At 56.6% G+C, this 14,939-nt stretch carries 14 protein-coding genes; 7 read left to right on the top strand and 7 right to left on the bottom strand.

The genetic code is table 11. From position 1 onward, the window contains the following. Positions 1 to 21 precede the first annotated feature (21 nt). Together FDW88_RS17130 and FDW88_RS17125 are read left to right on the top strand one after the other, a co-directional pair. Positions 22 to 591: a carboxymuconolactone decarboxylase family protein gene (locus tag FDW88_RS17130; RefSeq protein ID WP_117342976.1), complete on the top strand. Its 570-nt coding sequence runs from the start codon at positions 22 to 24 to the stop codon at positions 589 to 591. Next, positions 584 to 1,207, top strand: a complete 624-nt coding sequence (locus FDW88_RS17125; RefSeq protein WP_137363020.1) for a CDP-alcohol phosphatidyltransferase family protein — start codon at positions 584 to 586, stop codon at positions 1,205 to 1,207. The genes FDW88_RS17130 and FDW88_RS17125 overlap by 8 nt, the downstream gene beginning before the upstream one ends. 7 nt (positions 1,208 to 1,214) lie before the next feature. Here the strand turns inward: FDW88_RS17125 and FDW88_RS17120 are convergent, their stop codons facing one another. The 7 genes from FDW88_RS17120 to xthA all read right to left on the bottom strand — a co-directional run bounded on the left by FDW88_RS17120 (position 1,215) and on the right by xthA (position 8,337). Further along, positions 1,215 to 2,522, bottom strand: a complete 1,308-nt coding sequence (locus tag FDW88_RS17120; RefSeq protein WP_137363019.1) for a sulfurtransferase — start codon at positions 2,520 to 2,522, stop codon at positions 1,215 to 1,217. Between the two features lie 88 nt (positions 2,523 to 2,610). Next, positions 2,611 to 3,243, bottom strand: coding sequence for an ATP-binding cassette domain-containing protein (locus FDW88_RS17115; protein ID WP_137363018.1), 633 nt, complete (start codon positions 3,241 to 3,243; stop codon positions 2,611 to 2,613). Beyond that, a complete protein-coding gene (locus FDW88_RS17110) occupies positions 3,243 to 4,778 on the bottom strand; it encodes a thiamine ABC transporter permease (RefSeq protein WP_137363017.1) in 1,536 nt (511 codons plus the stop codon). Before FDW88_RS17110 ends, FDW88_RS17115 begins: the two co-directional genes overlap by 1 nt. Further along, on the bottom strand, positions 4,751 to 5,920 hold the full coding sequence (locus FDW88_RS17105; protein WP_115258683.1) for an ABC transporter substrate-binding protein: 1,170 nt from the start codon (positions 5,918 to 5,920) through the stop codon (positions 4,751 to 4,753). Before FDW88_RS17105 ends, FDW88_RS17110 begins: the two co-directional genes overlap by 28 nt. Positions 5,921 to 5,946: 26 nt before the next feature. Continuing rightward, a complete protein-coding gene (locus tag FDW88_RS17100) occupies positions 5,947 to 6,654 on the bottom strand; it encodes a TVP38/TMEM64 family protein (protein WP_137363016.1) in 708 nt (235 codons plus the stop codon). Further along, on the bottom strand, positions 6,651 to 7,202 hold the full coding sequence (locus tag FDW88_RS17095) for a TVP38/TMEM64 family protein (RefSeq protein WP_249354898.1): 552 nt from the start codon (positions 7,200 to 7,202) through the stop codon (positions 6,651 to 6,653). Before FDW88_RS17095 ends, FDW88_RS17100 begins: the two co-directional genes overlap by 4 nt. Before the next feature lie 328 nt (positions 7,203 to 7,530). Next, on the bottom strand, positions 7,531 to 8,337 hold the full coding sequence (gene xthA, locus FDW88_RS17090; protein WP_115258681.1) for an exodeoxyribonuclease III: 807 nt from the start codon (positions 8,335 to 8,337) through the stop codon (positions 7,531 to 7,533). Between the two features lie 444 nt (positions 8,338 to 8,781). Between xthA and FDW88_RS17080 the strand changes: the two genes are divergently transcribed. The 5 genes from FDW88_RS17080 to astE are packed head-to-tail and all read left to right on the top strand — an operon-like array spanning position 8,782 to position 14,806. Next, the gene (locus FDW88_RS17080; RefSeq protein WP_137363014.1) at positions 8,782 to 10,002 is read left to right on the top strand and encodes an aspartate aminotransferase family protein; all 1,221 of its coding nucleotides are present in this window, start codon (positions 8,782 to 8,784) and stop codon (positions 10,000 to 10,002) included. Further along, a complete protein-coding gene (gene astA / locus FDW88_RS17075; RefSeq protein WP_096757280.1) occupies positions 9,999 to 11,033 on the top strand; it encodes an arginine N-succinyltransferase in 1,035 nt (344 codons plus the stop codon). Before FDW88_RS17080 ends, astA begins: the two co-directional genes overlap by 4 nt. Then, positions 11,030 to 12,508 (top strand): succinylglutamate-semialdehyde dehydrogenase, encoded by a 1,479-nt coding sequence (gene astD, locus FDW88_RS17070; RefSeq protein WP_137363013.1) that lies wholly within the window; start codon positions 11,030 to 11,032, stop codon positions 12,506 to 12,508. The genes astA and astD overlap by 4 nt, the downstream gene beginning before the upstream one ends. Further along, on the top strand, positions 12,505 to 13,848 hold the full coding sequence (gene astB, locus FDW88_RS17065) for an N-succinylarginine dihydrolase (RefSeq protein WP_137363012.1): 1,344 nt from the start codon (positions 12,505 to 12,507) through the stop codon (positions 13,846 to 13,848). The genes astD and astB overlap by 4 nt, the downstream gene beginning before the upstream one ends. Next, on the top strand, positions 13,841 to 14,806 hold the full coding sequence (astE, locus tag FDW88_RS17060) for a succinylglutamate desuccinylase (RefSeq protein ID WP_137363011.1): 966 nt from the start codon (positions 13,841 to 13,843) through the stop codon (positions 14,804 to 14,806). The genes astB and astE overlap by 8 nt, the downstream gene beginning before the upstream one ends. Positions 14,807 to 14,939 lie beyond the last annotated feature (133 nt).

Genomic DNA, 14,939 nt, shown 5'->3' with positions numbered 1-14,939 from the left:
TAAAGTATTCAGGAGTCACCGTTGAACGATCCTCAGGCGTGGGTAAAACCGTTGACGCGTATCCCTTCCAGTTTGAAACCGCTTGTCGCGACGCAGAAAAAACATTACGGCGACGTGCTGCATCCCACGCGCTGGTGGGGGCGTATGCCGTTTCTGTTTTGGCTGGTCGCGCTGTTTGTCGGATTTCTGGAGCGTAAACGGGCGCGATTAACCCCGGTGATGCGCGCGCTGTTGATGACGCGGGTGTCGCAGGTGTGTCATTGCGCGTTCTGCGTGGATGCCAACAGCTTACGGCTGGCCGAACGCAGCGGGGCGCTGGATAAAGTGTTACAGGTGGCGAACTGGCAATCGTCTGCACTGTTTAGCGCAGAAGAGCGCGTGGCGCTGGCCTATGCGGATGCGATGACTGCCACGCCGCCGCGCCTTGATGATGCGCTGAAGACGCAAATGCAGCAGCATTTTACCGATGACACGATTACCGAAATGACCGCGCTGATTGCCTTTCAAAATCTCTCGGCACGCTTTAACGCCGCGCTGGATATTCCTTCGCAGGGATTGTGCGACAGTTTCAAAGGACGGCCACATGCTTGACCGCCATCTTCATCCGCGGTTAAAACCGCTGTTACATCAGTGCGCTCGCATGATTGATAAGCCCGGTATTTCGCCGGACGGTCTGACGCTCTTCGGTTTCGCTATTGGCGTGCTGGCCTTGCCGTTTCTGGCATTAGGCTGGTATTCGGCGGCGCTGGTCGCCATTGTGCTTAATCGTCTGTTTGATGGGTTGGACGGCGCGCTGGCGCGGCGCAGGGGACTGACCGATGCCGGCGGATTCCTCGATATTTCACTCGATTTTCTGTTTTACGCGCTGGTGCCGTTTGGCTTTATTCTGGCGGCACCCGAGCAGAATGCGCTGGCGGGCAGCTGGCTATTGTTTGCGTTTATCGGCACCGGCAGTAGTTTCTTGGCCTTTGCCGCGCTGGCGGCGAAGCATCAGATTGATAACCCCGGTTATGCGCATAAATCGTTTTATTATTTAGGTGGGTTGACCGAAGGCACCGAGACGATATTGCTGTTCGTGCTGGGCTGTCTGTTCCCTGATTATTTTGCCGTGCTGGCGTGGATATTTGGTGCGCTGTGCTGGCTGACAACGTTAACGCGGATCTGGAGCGGATACCTGACGCTGAAATCGGTCCAGCGTCAGGAATAATCAGCGATTACTTGCTGGCGTCCGGGCCGCGCTCGCCGCTGGCTACCGGGTTCTTCGGATTGCTGCTCCACTCGAACCAGCCACCGTCGTACACCGAGACGTTTTTCCAGCCCATCGCACGGGCGTACATAAACGTCTCCGAGGCACGCCAGCCGGTACCGCAGTAGAAGGAAACCTGCTGATCTGGCAAGATGTTCCACTGTTTCCACATTGCGGCGATATCGTCTGCGCTGCGCATGGTGCCGTCCGGGTTATGGAAATCTTCCATATGCGTGGAGTCGCTGCCCGCATGACCCCAACGCGCCCCCGCAATTTCACCTTTTGGTTTAATGTAGCTGTAACCGCTGGTGGTGCCGACAAATTCCGGCCACGAACGAATGCTGACCAGCGACGCATCCTGACGATGCAGCAGGCCACGCGCCTGTTCCATATCCAGCATCAGCTGCGGCTGGGCAGGGATCGTCGCGCCAAAATCAGGCTCCGGTTTAACCGTCGGTGCCGTGCCGCGTTCGACCGGTAATCCTGCGTCAGACCACGTCTGCCAGCCGCCGTCGAGCAGGCGAACATCTTTCACGCCCGCGTACAGCATGATCTGTGCGACACGCGCCGCCGCATAGACATCACGGCCATACAAAATCACCGTCGTGTCATGACGAATACCGTGTTTAGCCAGCATCGCTTTGAGCTGCGCGTCGGAGACTTTGTTCCACAGCGGTTCGCTTTCGACTTCGTTGGTATCAATGTATCCGGCACCCGGAATATGACTGAGCAGATAGAGCTTCGGTGCCCCCCAGGCTGCTTCAATGACTTTCCAGTCACCGGCCGGTTTGGCGGTGACGGCTTTGCCTTGTTGCAGGTCGTGTAGCCACTGCGGATAGACCAGCTGTTCGAAGTGCGGTAGGCGCTGCAATCGCGCGGGATCCTGCAGTGCATCGCTGAGCGTGGAAAGCTGGCTAAAGCCCACTTTCTGCAGACGCGCTTTAACGGCCTGCATGTCGCTTTCGCTGCCATACAGCGCTACCGGTGCATCGGTTTTTAACTGATGTTGCTTAACCCAGGCGGTGAGTTGCTCGTCGTTCATGTTGTCGAGCCAGCCGGCAGACAGGTTCAGGGCGGCAGGTTCATGGCCGGAAGGGCCATTAAGCGATTGCGGCCAGCCGTTATAAAACGCACTTTGACGGGTATCGATTGCCGCGCCTTGTTGCTGCTGTAACTGGTGGAGGGTGAGCGTCTGTGCTGTTTCAGCAGCCCAGGAAGAAGCGCAAGCGAGCCCTAAAGCCAGTGCCAGCGCGGTCATTTGAGAAACACGTTTCATCGAATAGCCCGACGTTGAAAAAAAGAAGACGACATTCTGTGCCGCCAGCCCGATAAAATCATTGCGTTAACGCAGCATATCGCCACATTCACGCCCAGTTTGCCATCTGCAAAACGCGGCCCGCGGGCGGAACGTCCTGCGCGTCATGGGTAACCTGCACCACGGGAATACCCAGCTTGCGCACTTCGGCAAAGACCCACTGGCGAAACGCGTCGCGAAGCGAGGTGTCCAGTCGGCTGAAGGGTTCATCCAGCAGCAGCGCCTGTGGCTGTGCCAATAGCGCGCGCAGCAGGGCGATACGCGATCGTTGCCCGCCGGAGAGTGACGCCGGATCGCGATGATAAAACCCCGCCAGCTCGGCACGCTCAAGGGCGCGCTCGACCTTATCTCGTCTGGCCGATCCTTTCAGACTTGCGGGGAGTGCCAGCAGCAAATTTTGCCCCACGCTGAAATGGTCGAACAGCAGGGCATCCTGGAACAAAATGCCAATCTGGCGCTGCGCCGTGGGCAACGAGTCGATGCGCCGGTCGTTAAGCCACAGCTCGCCACTCGCCTGAAACGTTGGAGAAAGTGCGCCAATCATCCACGAGAACAGCGATGATTTGCCGCTGCCGGAGGGACCCATAATAGTGACAATGTCACCTTTGTTGACCTCGAAATTGGCCTCGTTGAGCAGAACGCAAGGCCCCAGATGTAGCGAAACATTTTTCACAATTAGCATTAGCGGAGTCCTTGTCGACAGCGGCCAACCCATGCGGAGAGTAACGCTGACAGTGTGAAAACCAACAGCGGCAGCAGCAGTTGCCAGAGCGCCTGTGACGCAAGCCGTGCCGCGTTGCCGCCGCTGCTCAATGCAACGGCCTCGGTGGTCAGCGTGGGAAAGCGTCCGGCCCCTAACCACAGGGTCGGCATATACTGGGCGATACTGACGGAAAATCCCACCGCGAAAGCAATCAGCGTCGGGCGCAGCAGCAGCGGACATTTCACCTGCCAGAAGATGCGCTCCCGCGACCAGCCCAGCGTCTGCGCAATCAACATTAACCGTGGATCAATTCGCTGCCACGCCGGTTTGAGGATAAACAGCATCCACGGTGTGACCCACAGCAAATGTCCCCAGACAACCGTCAACAACTGACCATCCAGCTGTGCGTGTAGCGCCAGCGTATATTGTCCGGTGACCAGCGGGAGTGCAGGCAGGATAATCGGCAGCCAGACCCAACGATGTCCGCGCTGTGGTCCCCATTCCAGCCATAGCAACAGCGTGATTAATGCCAGTGCGCTGGCAATCATTCCCACTTGCAGGCTGGTGAATAACGTCTGGCTATCGATGAATGAATACTGTGCAACCAGGGCCAGAACCAGCAGGCAGAGTACGCCACTTACGGGCACCAGTTGCGCCAGTGAGCGCCCCAGTGGATAGGATGAAGAACGCTGGCGCTTCCCGCTAATCCCCGGCAGGGTACGCCGCCAGCTGCGCCAGAGCAGATAACCAACCAGCGCATACACACACAGCAGCAGTACCAGCAGCAGGCTGGCGAGCGAGCCTTTTATCTGTTGGTCGGCATCGCCCTGAGTGAGCCATTGCCAGCTCAACACCGCAAGCGTTGGCGGATTGCCCGGACCCAGCACGATCGCCACATCCACCGCCGACAATGACCATGCAGTGGCCGCCAGCATCACTTTTCCCAGTGCCGGTGCGATGGCGGGTAAGACCAACCAGTTGAGGCATTGCAGGCGGCTATATCCCAGCGAGTCCAGCACGGTCACCTGCCGGGCAAGCTGCTTTTCACTGAGCAGGGCCGAGAGTACCCATAACAAAAAAGCGCTCTCTTTGACGGCTAGCGTCAAGCCCAGACCGATCCCGTAGCGGTCAGCCTGTGGGGTAAGAAAAGGCAACACGCGGTACAGCAGACCGCCTTCGGCAAACAGCAACAGGACGCCGGTGGCAAACGCGACGTGCGGAATCGCCAACAGCCACGGCAGCCGGGTGCACAGCCGCGCCCAGCCCGCGCCGGGCCACATGGCGAGGATCGCCAACAGGGCAATGACCAACGCACCGAGGGTCGCCAGCGTCACGGAAACCAGCGTCGCCATCAGCGCCTGCGGCAGCTGGGGATCGGCAAACAGCGCCAGCCAATAAGTGATGGAGAGCGCAGGTGTGAAAAGTGCGATGGCGGCAGGTACCAGCGGCAAATAAATCACCGCCATGACGCCCCATATCAGCAGGATTAATGCGTACCGTAACGGCGTAGCCATTCTTGTTCCAGTACGTTTACCCAGGCCGCATGGGGTTCAGGAAGCACGGTGGGTAATCCTTTAGGGATCCGTGCCTGCAGAGCTTCACGTTGTGCCGCAGGTAATTTTTGCGGGTCGAGAACCGAAGGGTCGCCCCAGTAGGCGGGATCGGCTTTACGCAGTTGCGCCTCCGGAGAGAGCAGGAAGTTGGCGACGACTTTCGCCCCTGCGCTGGCGCTGGCGTTAGCCGGGATCGTGACAAAATGCACGTTGCCAATCATGCCTTGCGTAAAACCAAAGCTGTAGCTGTTTTTGGGCAATTCACCGCTGACCACTTTTTGTTGTGCATGCGCGGGGTTAAAGGTCAGCGACAAGCGCAGTACGCCGTTGTTCAGCAGCGTATCCATTCGTGCGGGCGTAGGCGGGAAGTCTTTACCTTCACGCCATAAAAACGGATGCAGCGTGTCAAGATACTGCCACAGCGGAGCCGTAACATCAGCGAACGTCGCGGTATCGGGCGCCATTTTCAACGCTTGTGGTTGGGTAGTAAGCGCCATCAGCAACTGCTCAAGAAATGCAGTCCCGGTAAAATCCGGGGGGCGCGGGTAGGTCACCGTACCAGGATGCGCTTTGGCAAATGCCAGCAGCGCCTGCGGGGTTTGTGGTGGCTGTTCGGTCACATCACGGTTAGCGATAAAAGTAAGCTGCGCGCCTCCCCACGGTGACTCGGCTCCCTCTGTAGGGATGGAGAAGTCTTCGCTGACAGGCTGCAGGGTATCAACGTAGCGCCAGTTGGGTAGCGTCTGCGCCCACTGCGTTTGCAGCAGGTTTGCCTCTTTCAGCGTACGGAAGTTTTCACCGTTCACCCACAGTAAATCGACAGAGCCGCCGGTTTTACGCCCGGAAGCGGCCTCTGTTTGAATACGCTTAACCGCGTCGGCAGCATCGGCCAGACGCACGATTTTCAGGTTAATGGCGTAATGTGTTTTCATCTCGCCGCTTACCCAGTCGAGATATTGGTTCACTGCGTTATCGCCTCCCCAGGCGTTGAACCACACCGTCTGGCCACGGGCGTCGTTTTTGATCTGCTGCCAGCTGTGATCTTGCGCGAAGGTCGCCAGCGGTGAAAACAGCAAACTCAGGCACAATAAGCAATAACGCATACACTCTCCAGTTGTTAAGGGGGGCCTCAGACGTGTTTTCTGTGCCGTTCAAGATAAATGCTTCTCGCCACGGAGATAACCACAGTCAGCGCAAATAATACAAATAGCCCGGTCACGAACCAGAATGCTCCTCCGGTTAACAGGCTGCCGGCCCAGGAATAGACGAGTGTCGCGGGTAGCTGACCGACGCCGGTGGCGAGGAAAAAATGACGAAAGCGGATCGATGTCAGACCGGCGGCGTAACTGACCGGATCAAAGGGAACGAAAGGTAACAGGCGACAGACCAGAATAGTGTGTTTGCCGTAGCGTGCAAAAAAGGCGTCCATGCTATTCAACACCGTTTTTCCGGTCAGCTTTTCCACCGTGCTACGACCAAAAACACGGGCGATGAAAAAGCATAGCGCCGCGCCAGCCATTGCGCTGGTCCAGGAGAGTACGCCTCCCCAGAATGCGCCGAACAATGACGCATTGGCAAAGGTGATCACAAACGCCGGAAGCGGGGCGATAATGGCTTGTAAGATCATTAAGCAAAACGATACCACCGCAGCCTGAGCACCGTATGACCGAATGAGATTTTCAATGGCGTGCTGGTCAACCGTGGCGAATGCCGCCAGGCTGTGACTGACAAAATCACTGACGCCGGGCACCCATACCCAGGCGATCGGCGCCAGCAATAACAGGAGAATCAGCCCGGTCCGGCAATAGCGTATGACGTGCGGTTTGTTCAGCTTCATGATTTATCGGCTAACTCACGTTGGACAGAGGGATCAATACGCTTCACGCGGGCCCAGGCTTTGGCTGCCTGTACCAGGGTAAATAAAATAATGCCAGCAATACTGAGTTTAACCATAAACGCCAGGGTGATGCCGTCGCTGACGAGTTCATGCGACATGAGCGTATAGATGAACAGGCCGGGGAAGGTGGTGAGTGTAGAAATGACGGTGAATGACCAGAATGGGATGGCGGTCAGCCCGTAGGCATAATTTTGAATGTTGTACGGGAATAACGGCACCAGGCGGGTGAGGATCAGAAAATCGCTACCACTTTGGGCAATGCCTTTTTCTATCGCCTGGAAGGTGGCCGTATGCCCGACATATTTCAGCAGCAGATCGCGACCCAGCCAGCGGGCAAGTAAGAACGACAGCGCCGAGGCCACGGTGGCTGCAAACAGCGATACAATCGTCCCCACCAGCGGGCCAAACAGGATACCGCCGACGATCACCAGCATGCTGCCGGGTATCAGACACAGCGCAGCGACGATAAACAGCAGAATGTACAGCACGTAGCCGTATATGCCGCTCTGGCGGATGAGATCTTGTAAAAGGTGGAAATGGGTTATCAGGCCACTGAGGCCAGAATAATGGAGAACGCCCACCAGGACACAGAGGAGTAGCGCAACGATCAGCAGTCTGTATTCTGCTTTATGCGAACTTCTTTTTCATGGGGGTCTCCTGTAATACCGAGGGTAATAACGCGTTTCGCCAGCGAAAGTGCGCGCGAAGATATAATAAATCCCCGTTGGCAACAATGTATTACCGTGGTTTTTTTGATTTTGCTCAGGCTACACCGACTCTCCAGGCAAGGCCCGGAGAGTGACAACGCTCAGGCGATCAGACGCGGAATTTGGCCCATACCGGCGCATGGTCGGACGGTTTTTCCATACTGCGGATCTCATAGTCGATGCCGGTTTCTTCGCAGCGCTCCGCCAGCGGGTTGCTCGCCAGCAGCAGATCGATACGCAGACCACGGTTATCGTCAAAGCCTTTTGAACGGTAATCAAACCACGAGTACTGGTCGGCGGTGTCCGGATGTGCGTGACGGAACGTGTCCACCAGACCCCATCCCATCAGTCGTTCCATCCACTCACGCTCTTCCGGCAGGAAGGAGCACTTGCCGGTACGCAGCCAGCGTTTGCGATTCTCTTCACCAATACCGATGTCCAGATCGGTTGGGCTGATATTCATATCTCCCATGATCAGCACCGGATTGTCGCGCTTCAGTTCAGTCTCCAGATAGTTTTGCAGGTTCTGATAAAACGCGGCTTTGGCTGGGAACTTCAGCGGGTGGTCACGGCTTTCGCCTTGCGGAAAATAGCCGTTAATCACGGTGATATTCCCCAGTGGAGACGGGATTTCGGCCATGATAATACGGCGCTGAGCTTCTTCGTCATCGTTCGGGAAGCCACGACGCACCGAAATGGGCGTTTCTTTCGTCAGCAGCGCGACGCCGTAATGGCCTTTTTGACCGTGATAGAAAACGTTGTAACCCAGCTTTGCGACCTCTTCGAGAGGGAACATGTCATCGTGGACTTTTGTCTCCTGCAAGCCGATCACATCCGGTTGGTGTTTTTCGACAATGGCTGCCAGTTGATGAGGACGGGCACGCAGGCCGTTGATATTAAAAGAGACAAATTTCATAGTCGCTGCCACTTTGCAAGATGAATAGTGCAAGGATGGTAGCAGAATTTCCGCAGGCTGACTGCTTCTTGTCACCTGATTCCAACAATGATTGCTAATGGCGTTAACGATGGGGCAAAAACTGCACTGTTTTGGCGCGATACGCGTCAGAATGGGGCAGTAATTTCCGAAAAATTTCGTATACGATCACAATTCCAGAATTATATTTGGCGACTGAATAGAATTGCGTTTTTTCCTCTAATTATTCACCCCGCTGGCGAACGTATTCACTTTATATGCACATATGATGAATATTGATGGTTCGTAACTTATTGATATTTCGTTGTCTCATCGTGTTTATGCATATTTTTTGCTGGCTGGCACGAACCCTGCACTCTACATTTACACCGCAAACACTATATTTATTAACATATAAATAACTTTTTATTTACCGTAGGGGTCGCTATGTCTCTGTCAGTTACGCGTGAAAATTTTGATGAATGGATGATGCCCGTATACGCGCCGGCTCCTTTTGTGCCGGTTCGCGGTGAAGGCTCGCGACTGTGGGATCAGCAGGGCAAAGAGTATATCGATTTCGCGGGAGGCATTGCGGTTAACGCGCTGGGTCACGCACACCCGGCTTTGCGCGAAGCATTAAACGATCAGGCCGGTAAATTCTGGCATACCGGAAATGGCTACACTAACGAGCCGGTACTGCGGCTGGCAAAAAAACTGATTGATGCCACCTTTGCCGAGCGTGTCTTCTTCTGTAACTCCGGCGCAGAAGCCAACGAAGCGGCATTAAAACTGGCGCGTAAATATGCTCACGACCGTTTCGGCACGCAGAAAAGCGGCATCGTCGCGTTTAAAAACGCCTTCCACGGCCGCACGCTGTTTACCGTGAGCGCCGGGGGACAGCCGGCCTATTCGCAGGATTTTGCGCCATTGCCGCCGGATATCCGCCATGCGGTGTATAACGATCTTGACTCTGCCAGCCAACTGATTGATGACACCACCTGTGCGGTTATTGTTGAGCCGATTCAGGGGGAAGGTGGCGTGGTGCCTGCGACAAAGGCCTTTTTGCAGGGACTGCGCGAACTCTGCGATCGCCACAATGCGTTGCTGATTTTTGATGAAGTGCAGACTGGCGTGGGACGTACCGGCGAACTGTATGCCTATATGCACTACGGCGTGACGCCGGATCTGCTGACCACGGCCAAAGCGCTGGGCGGTGGGTTCCCTATTGGGGCGCTGCTGGCTACCGAACCATGCGCAAGCGTTATGACGGTGGGTACGCATGGCACCACTTACGGCGGAAACCCGCTGGCTTCTGCGGTGGCCGGAAAACTGCTGGAGATCGTTAACACGCCAGAAATCCTCACTGGCGTAAAACAGCGTCACGACTGGTTTGTGGAGCGTATTAACGCCATTAACGAACGTTTTGGATTGTTTAGTGAGGTTCGTGGACTGGGGCTGCTGATCGGCTGTGTGCTGAATGCGGAGTTTGCCGGTAAAGCGAAGCTTATCTCGCAAGAGGCGGCCAATGTCGGCGTGATGGTGCTGATTGCTGGCGGTAACGTGGTGCGTTTTGCACCTGCGCTGAACGTTAGCGAAGAAGAGGTTGCCAGCGGACTGGATCGCTTTGCGCTGGCCTGCGAACGTATTAAAGCAGGAGGTGCATCATGATGGTGATCCGTCCCATTGAACGCGCCGATATTACGGCGTTGATGCAGTTGGCCAGTAAGACCGGCGGTGGGCTGACCTCGCTTCCGGCTAACGAAGCCACGCTGATGGCGCGTATTGAGCGTTCACTGCAAACCTGGCAGGGCGAACTGCCAAAAAGTGAGCAGGGCTACGTTTTTGTACTCGAGGACAGTGCCACCGGTACCGTGGCCGGGATCTGCGCGATTGAAGTGGCGGTCGGGCTAAACGACCCCTGGTACAACTATCGTGTCGGGACGCTGGTCCATGCCTCGAAGGAGTTGAACGTCTATAACGCGCTGCCGACGCTGTTTCTCAGTAACGATCACACCGGCAGCAGCGAACTTTGCACCCTGTTTCTTGATCCGGACTGGCGTAAAGAGGGCAACGGCTATTTGCTGTCGAAATCGCGCTTTATGTTTATGGCGGCATTCCGCGACCGGTTTAATGAAAAAGTGGTGGCCGAGATGCGTGGCGTGATTGATGAACATGGTTACTCCCCGTTCTGGCAGAGCCTCGGCAAACGCTTCTTTTCGATGGAGTTTAGCCGTGCCGATTTTCTTTGCGGCACCGGGCAAAAAGCCTTTATTGCCGAATTGATGCCCAAGCATCCTATCTATACCCACTTCCTGTCGGATGAAGCGCAAAGCGTGATTGGCGAAGTGCATCCGCAAACGGCACCGGCGCGTGCGGTACTGGAGAAAGAAGGCTTCCGCTATCGCAACTATGTCGACATTTTCGACGGCGGACCGACGCTGGAATGCGATATCGACCGGGTGCGGGCGATTCGGAAAAGCCGGCTGGTGGAGGTGGCTGAAGGCCAGCCCGCGCCGGGCGAGTATCCGGCTTGTCTGGTGGCGAATGAAAACTACCATAACTTCCGCGTCATGCTGGTGCGCGCCGATCCGCATACCCAGCGGCTGGTGCTGACGGCAGCGCAGCTGGATGCCCTGAAGTGCCATGCGGGTGACCACGTCCGTTTCGTTCGTCTATGTGCAGAGGAGAAAACAGCATGACTTTATGGATAAACGGCGACTGGGTAACGGGCCAGGGCGAGCGTCGGGTTAAAACTAATCCGGTGGGCGGCGATGTATTGTGGCAAGGCCATGATGCAGATGCTACGCAGGTGGCGCAGGCATGCCGCGCCGCACGTGCGGCGTTTGCGGGCTGGGCCAGGCAACCCTTTTCCGCGCGCCAGGCGGTGGTGGAAAAATTCGCCACATTGCTGGAGAGCAACAAAGCCGAGCTGACGACCATTATCGCCAGAGAAACCGGAAAACCACGCTGGGAAGCAGCCACCGAACTGACGGCGATGATCAATAAAATCGCCATTTCCGTAAAGGCGTACCACACGCGTACCGGAGAGCAACACAACGAATTACCCGACGGCGCGGCGACGTTACGCCATCGTCCGCACGGTGTGCTGGCGGTGTTTGGTCCGTATAACTTCCCCGGCCATCTCCCCAACGGTCATATCGTTCCGGCGCTGCTGGCGGGCAATACGCTGATTTTTAAACCCAGTGAACTGACGCCGTGGACCGGTGAAGCGGTGACTAAACTGTGGGCGCAGGTGGGACTCCCTGCGGGCGTGCTAAACCTGGTGCAGGGTGGGCGCGAAACCGGGCAGGCGCTAAGCGCGCTGGAAGATCTCGACGGTTTGCTGTTTACCGGTAGCGCCAATACGGGTTATCAACTGCACCGACAGCTCTCCGGTCAGCCGGAAAAAATCCTCGCGCTGGAGATGGGGGGCAACAACCCGTTAATTATTGAGAACCCGGAAGATATTGATGCCGCCGTGCATCTGACTATTCAGTCGGCGTTTGTCACCGCCGGGCAGCGTTGCACCTGCGCCCGCCGTCTGCTGGTAAAAAAAGGCGCGCAGGGCGATGCGTTTCTGGCGCGCCTGGTTGAGGTCAGCCAGCGTTTACTGCCCGGCAAGTGGGATGACGAGCCGCAACCGTTTATCGGCGGACTGATATCTGAGCAGGCGGCGCAACATGTCTGTGATGCCTGGCAGCGTCTTGAGGCGTTAGGTGGCCGTACGCTGCTGGCGCCGCGACGGGTAAAAGCGGGCACGTCACTGCTGGCACCGGGCATTATCGAACTTACCGGTGTGGCCAACGTGCCGGATGAAGAGGTATTTGGTCCGCTGCTCGGCGTCTGGCGTTATGACAGTTTCGACGAGGCAATAAGCCTTGCGAACCACACCCGATTTGGCCTGTCATGCGGATTGGTCTCACCGGATCGCAATCAGTTTGACCAGCTGTTGCTGGAAGCGCGGGCGGGCATCGTTAACTGGAATAAACCGTTGACTGGGGCGGCGAGTACGGCACCGTTTGGCGGAGTGGGGGCTTCAGGAAACCATCGTGCCAGCGCGTGGTATGCCGCAGATTACTGCGCCTGGCCAATGGCGAGTCTGGAGTCACCGGCATTAACGTTGCCGACGACGCTGAGCCCAGGTCTGGATTTTTCTCGTGGAGAAAAGCGATGAAAGCGCGTGAGGTCAATTTCGACGGGCTGGTGGGACTGACCCACCATTATGCGGGGCTGTCGTTTGGCAATGAGGCCTCGACCCGGCACCGTTTTCAGGTGTCGAATCCCCGTCTGGCGGCGAAGCAGGGCTTATTAAAGATGAAAGCGCTGGCAGATGCCGGGTTTCCTCAGGCGGTGATCCCGCCGCATGAACGTCCGTATATTCCGGTTCTGCGTCAGCTCGGCTTCAGCGGTAGCGATGAGCAGATCCTGGAAAAGGTGGCGCGTCAGGCGCCACACTGGCTTTCCAGCGCCAGCTCGGCCTCGCCGATGTGGGTGGCGAATGCGGCCACGGTCTGTCCTTCGGCCGATTCACTGGATGGGAAAGTGCATCTGACGGTGGCGAACCTGAACAACAAATTCCACCGTTCACTGGAAGCGCCGACTACCGAAGCGTTATTACGGGCGATATTCCGTGATGAGCATGCTTTTGCGGTCCACAGCGCGCTACCTCAGGTGGCTCTGCTGGGCGATGAAGGGGCGGCCAACCACAATCGCCTTGGCGGAGATTACGGTGCACCTGGTGTGCAGCTGTTTGTTTACGGTCGCGAGGAGGGGAATGTGTCACAGCCGAGGCGCTACCCGGCCAGACAATCGCGTGAGGCCAGCGAAGCGGTGGCGCGGCTGAACCAGGTTAATCCGCATCAACTTATCTTTGCCCAGCAAAACCCGGACGTTATCGATAGTGGCGTGTTCCATAACGACGTGATCGCGGTATCGAATCGCCAGGTGCTGTTTTGCCATGAACAGGCATTTGTCCGACAGCAGGCGCTGTTGAGCCAGCTACGCGCTCAGGTTGATGGGTTTACGGCGCTGGAAGTGCCTGCTGCGGAGGTGTCGGTGGCGGATGCGGTGGCAACGTATCTGTTTAACAGCCAGTTGTTGAGCCGTGATGATGGCTCAATGATGCTGGTTTTACCACAGGAGTGTCGGGAACACGCGGGCGTGTGGCGCTATCTGAACGGTCTACTGGACGCGGATAATCCGCTCGACGACCTGCGGGTATTCGATCTGCGTGAAAGTATGTCGAACGGCGGCGGTCCGGCATGCCTGCGACTGAGAGTGGTGTTAACACCACAGGAACTGCAGGCGGTGAATCCGGCGGTAATGATGAACGACACGTTGTTCAATACGCTCAATAACTGGGTTGATCGTTACTACCGGGACCGGCTTACCGCTGCAGATCTTGCTGACCCCCAGCTGTTACGTGAAGGGCGCGAAGCGCTGGATTCGCTGACGCAACTGCTCAATCTCGGCTCGGTGTATCCTTTCCAGCAGGAGCGGGCGATCTATGGATAACTTTCTGGCCCTGACCCTCGCGGGAACCTCGCCGGATATCACCCACGGTGAGGCTCATAGTTTTAGCTGGCGGTGGACAGGGCACGGGATGCTGGAGCTGACGCCGGTCGCCGAGGTTGATCGTTCGCTGGTGATCTCTGCAGGTATTCATGGCAATGAAACGGCACCGGTTGAGATGCTGGATGCGCTGCTGTCCGCGCTTTTTCGTGGCGAGTTGACGCTGACATGGCGGTTGCTGGTGATTCTGGGCAATCCGCAGGCGCTGGCGGAGGGGAAGCGCTATTGCCATAGCGACATGAACCGTATGTTTGGCGGGCGCTGGCAGATATTTGTCGAGAGCGGTGAAACGCGGCGCGCCCGCGAACTTGAGCTGTGCCTGGAAGCGTTTTATTCGCGCACCAGGGAGTCCGTGCGCTGGCATCTGGATCTGCACACCGCCATTCGCGGTTCGCATCATCTGCGCTTTGGCGTACTGCCGCAGCGCAACGTGCCCTGGGACGAAGGATTTCTATCGTGGCTGGGGGATGCGGGACTGGAGGCGCTGGTTTTCCATCAGACACCGGGCGGGACATTTACCCATTTCAGTGGCGAGCATTTCGGTGCGCTGGCCTGTACGCTGGAGCTGGGTAAGGCTCTGGCGTTCGGGCAAAACGATTTGACGCAATTTGCTCACACGGCGGAGGCGTTGGCGGCTTTGTTGCAGGGTGAGCGTGCATCATCAACGCAAACCGCGCCGCTGCGCTATCGCGTGGTGTCGCAAATCACGCGACACAGCGACGATTTTATTCTTCATATGGACAATCAGACGCTGAATTTTACCCCTTTTAACGAGGGCACATTGCTGGCGCAGGACGGCGATGCGCGTTTTGTTGTTACTCATGATGTTGAATATGTGCTGTTTCCCAACCCAAACGTGGCCTGTGGTTTACGCGCGGGGCTGATGCTGGAAAGGTTATAATCAATATCTTTCCCTCGGGTTTATCTCCGGGGGGTATTTTTTTGTGTGCGCTTTCGTTATTACGGATTATTCCTGGTGAGTTGCTTTATTAATAATCAGGCTTCATGTATAGTTCTCCACAATCCTTTCAAAA

The organism is Citrobacter sp. wls829, from assembly GCF_005280825.1.
GTDB classification, from domain to species: domain Bacteria; phylum Pseudomonadota; class Gammaproteobacteria; order Enterobacterales; family Enterobacteriaceae; genus Citrobacter; species Citrobacter gillenii.
Note: the sequence above shows the minus strand (reverse complement) of the source record. Positions and strands in the feature narration are given on the sequence as shown.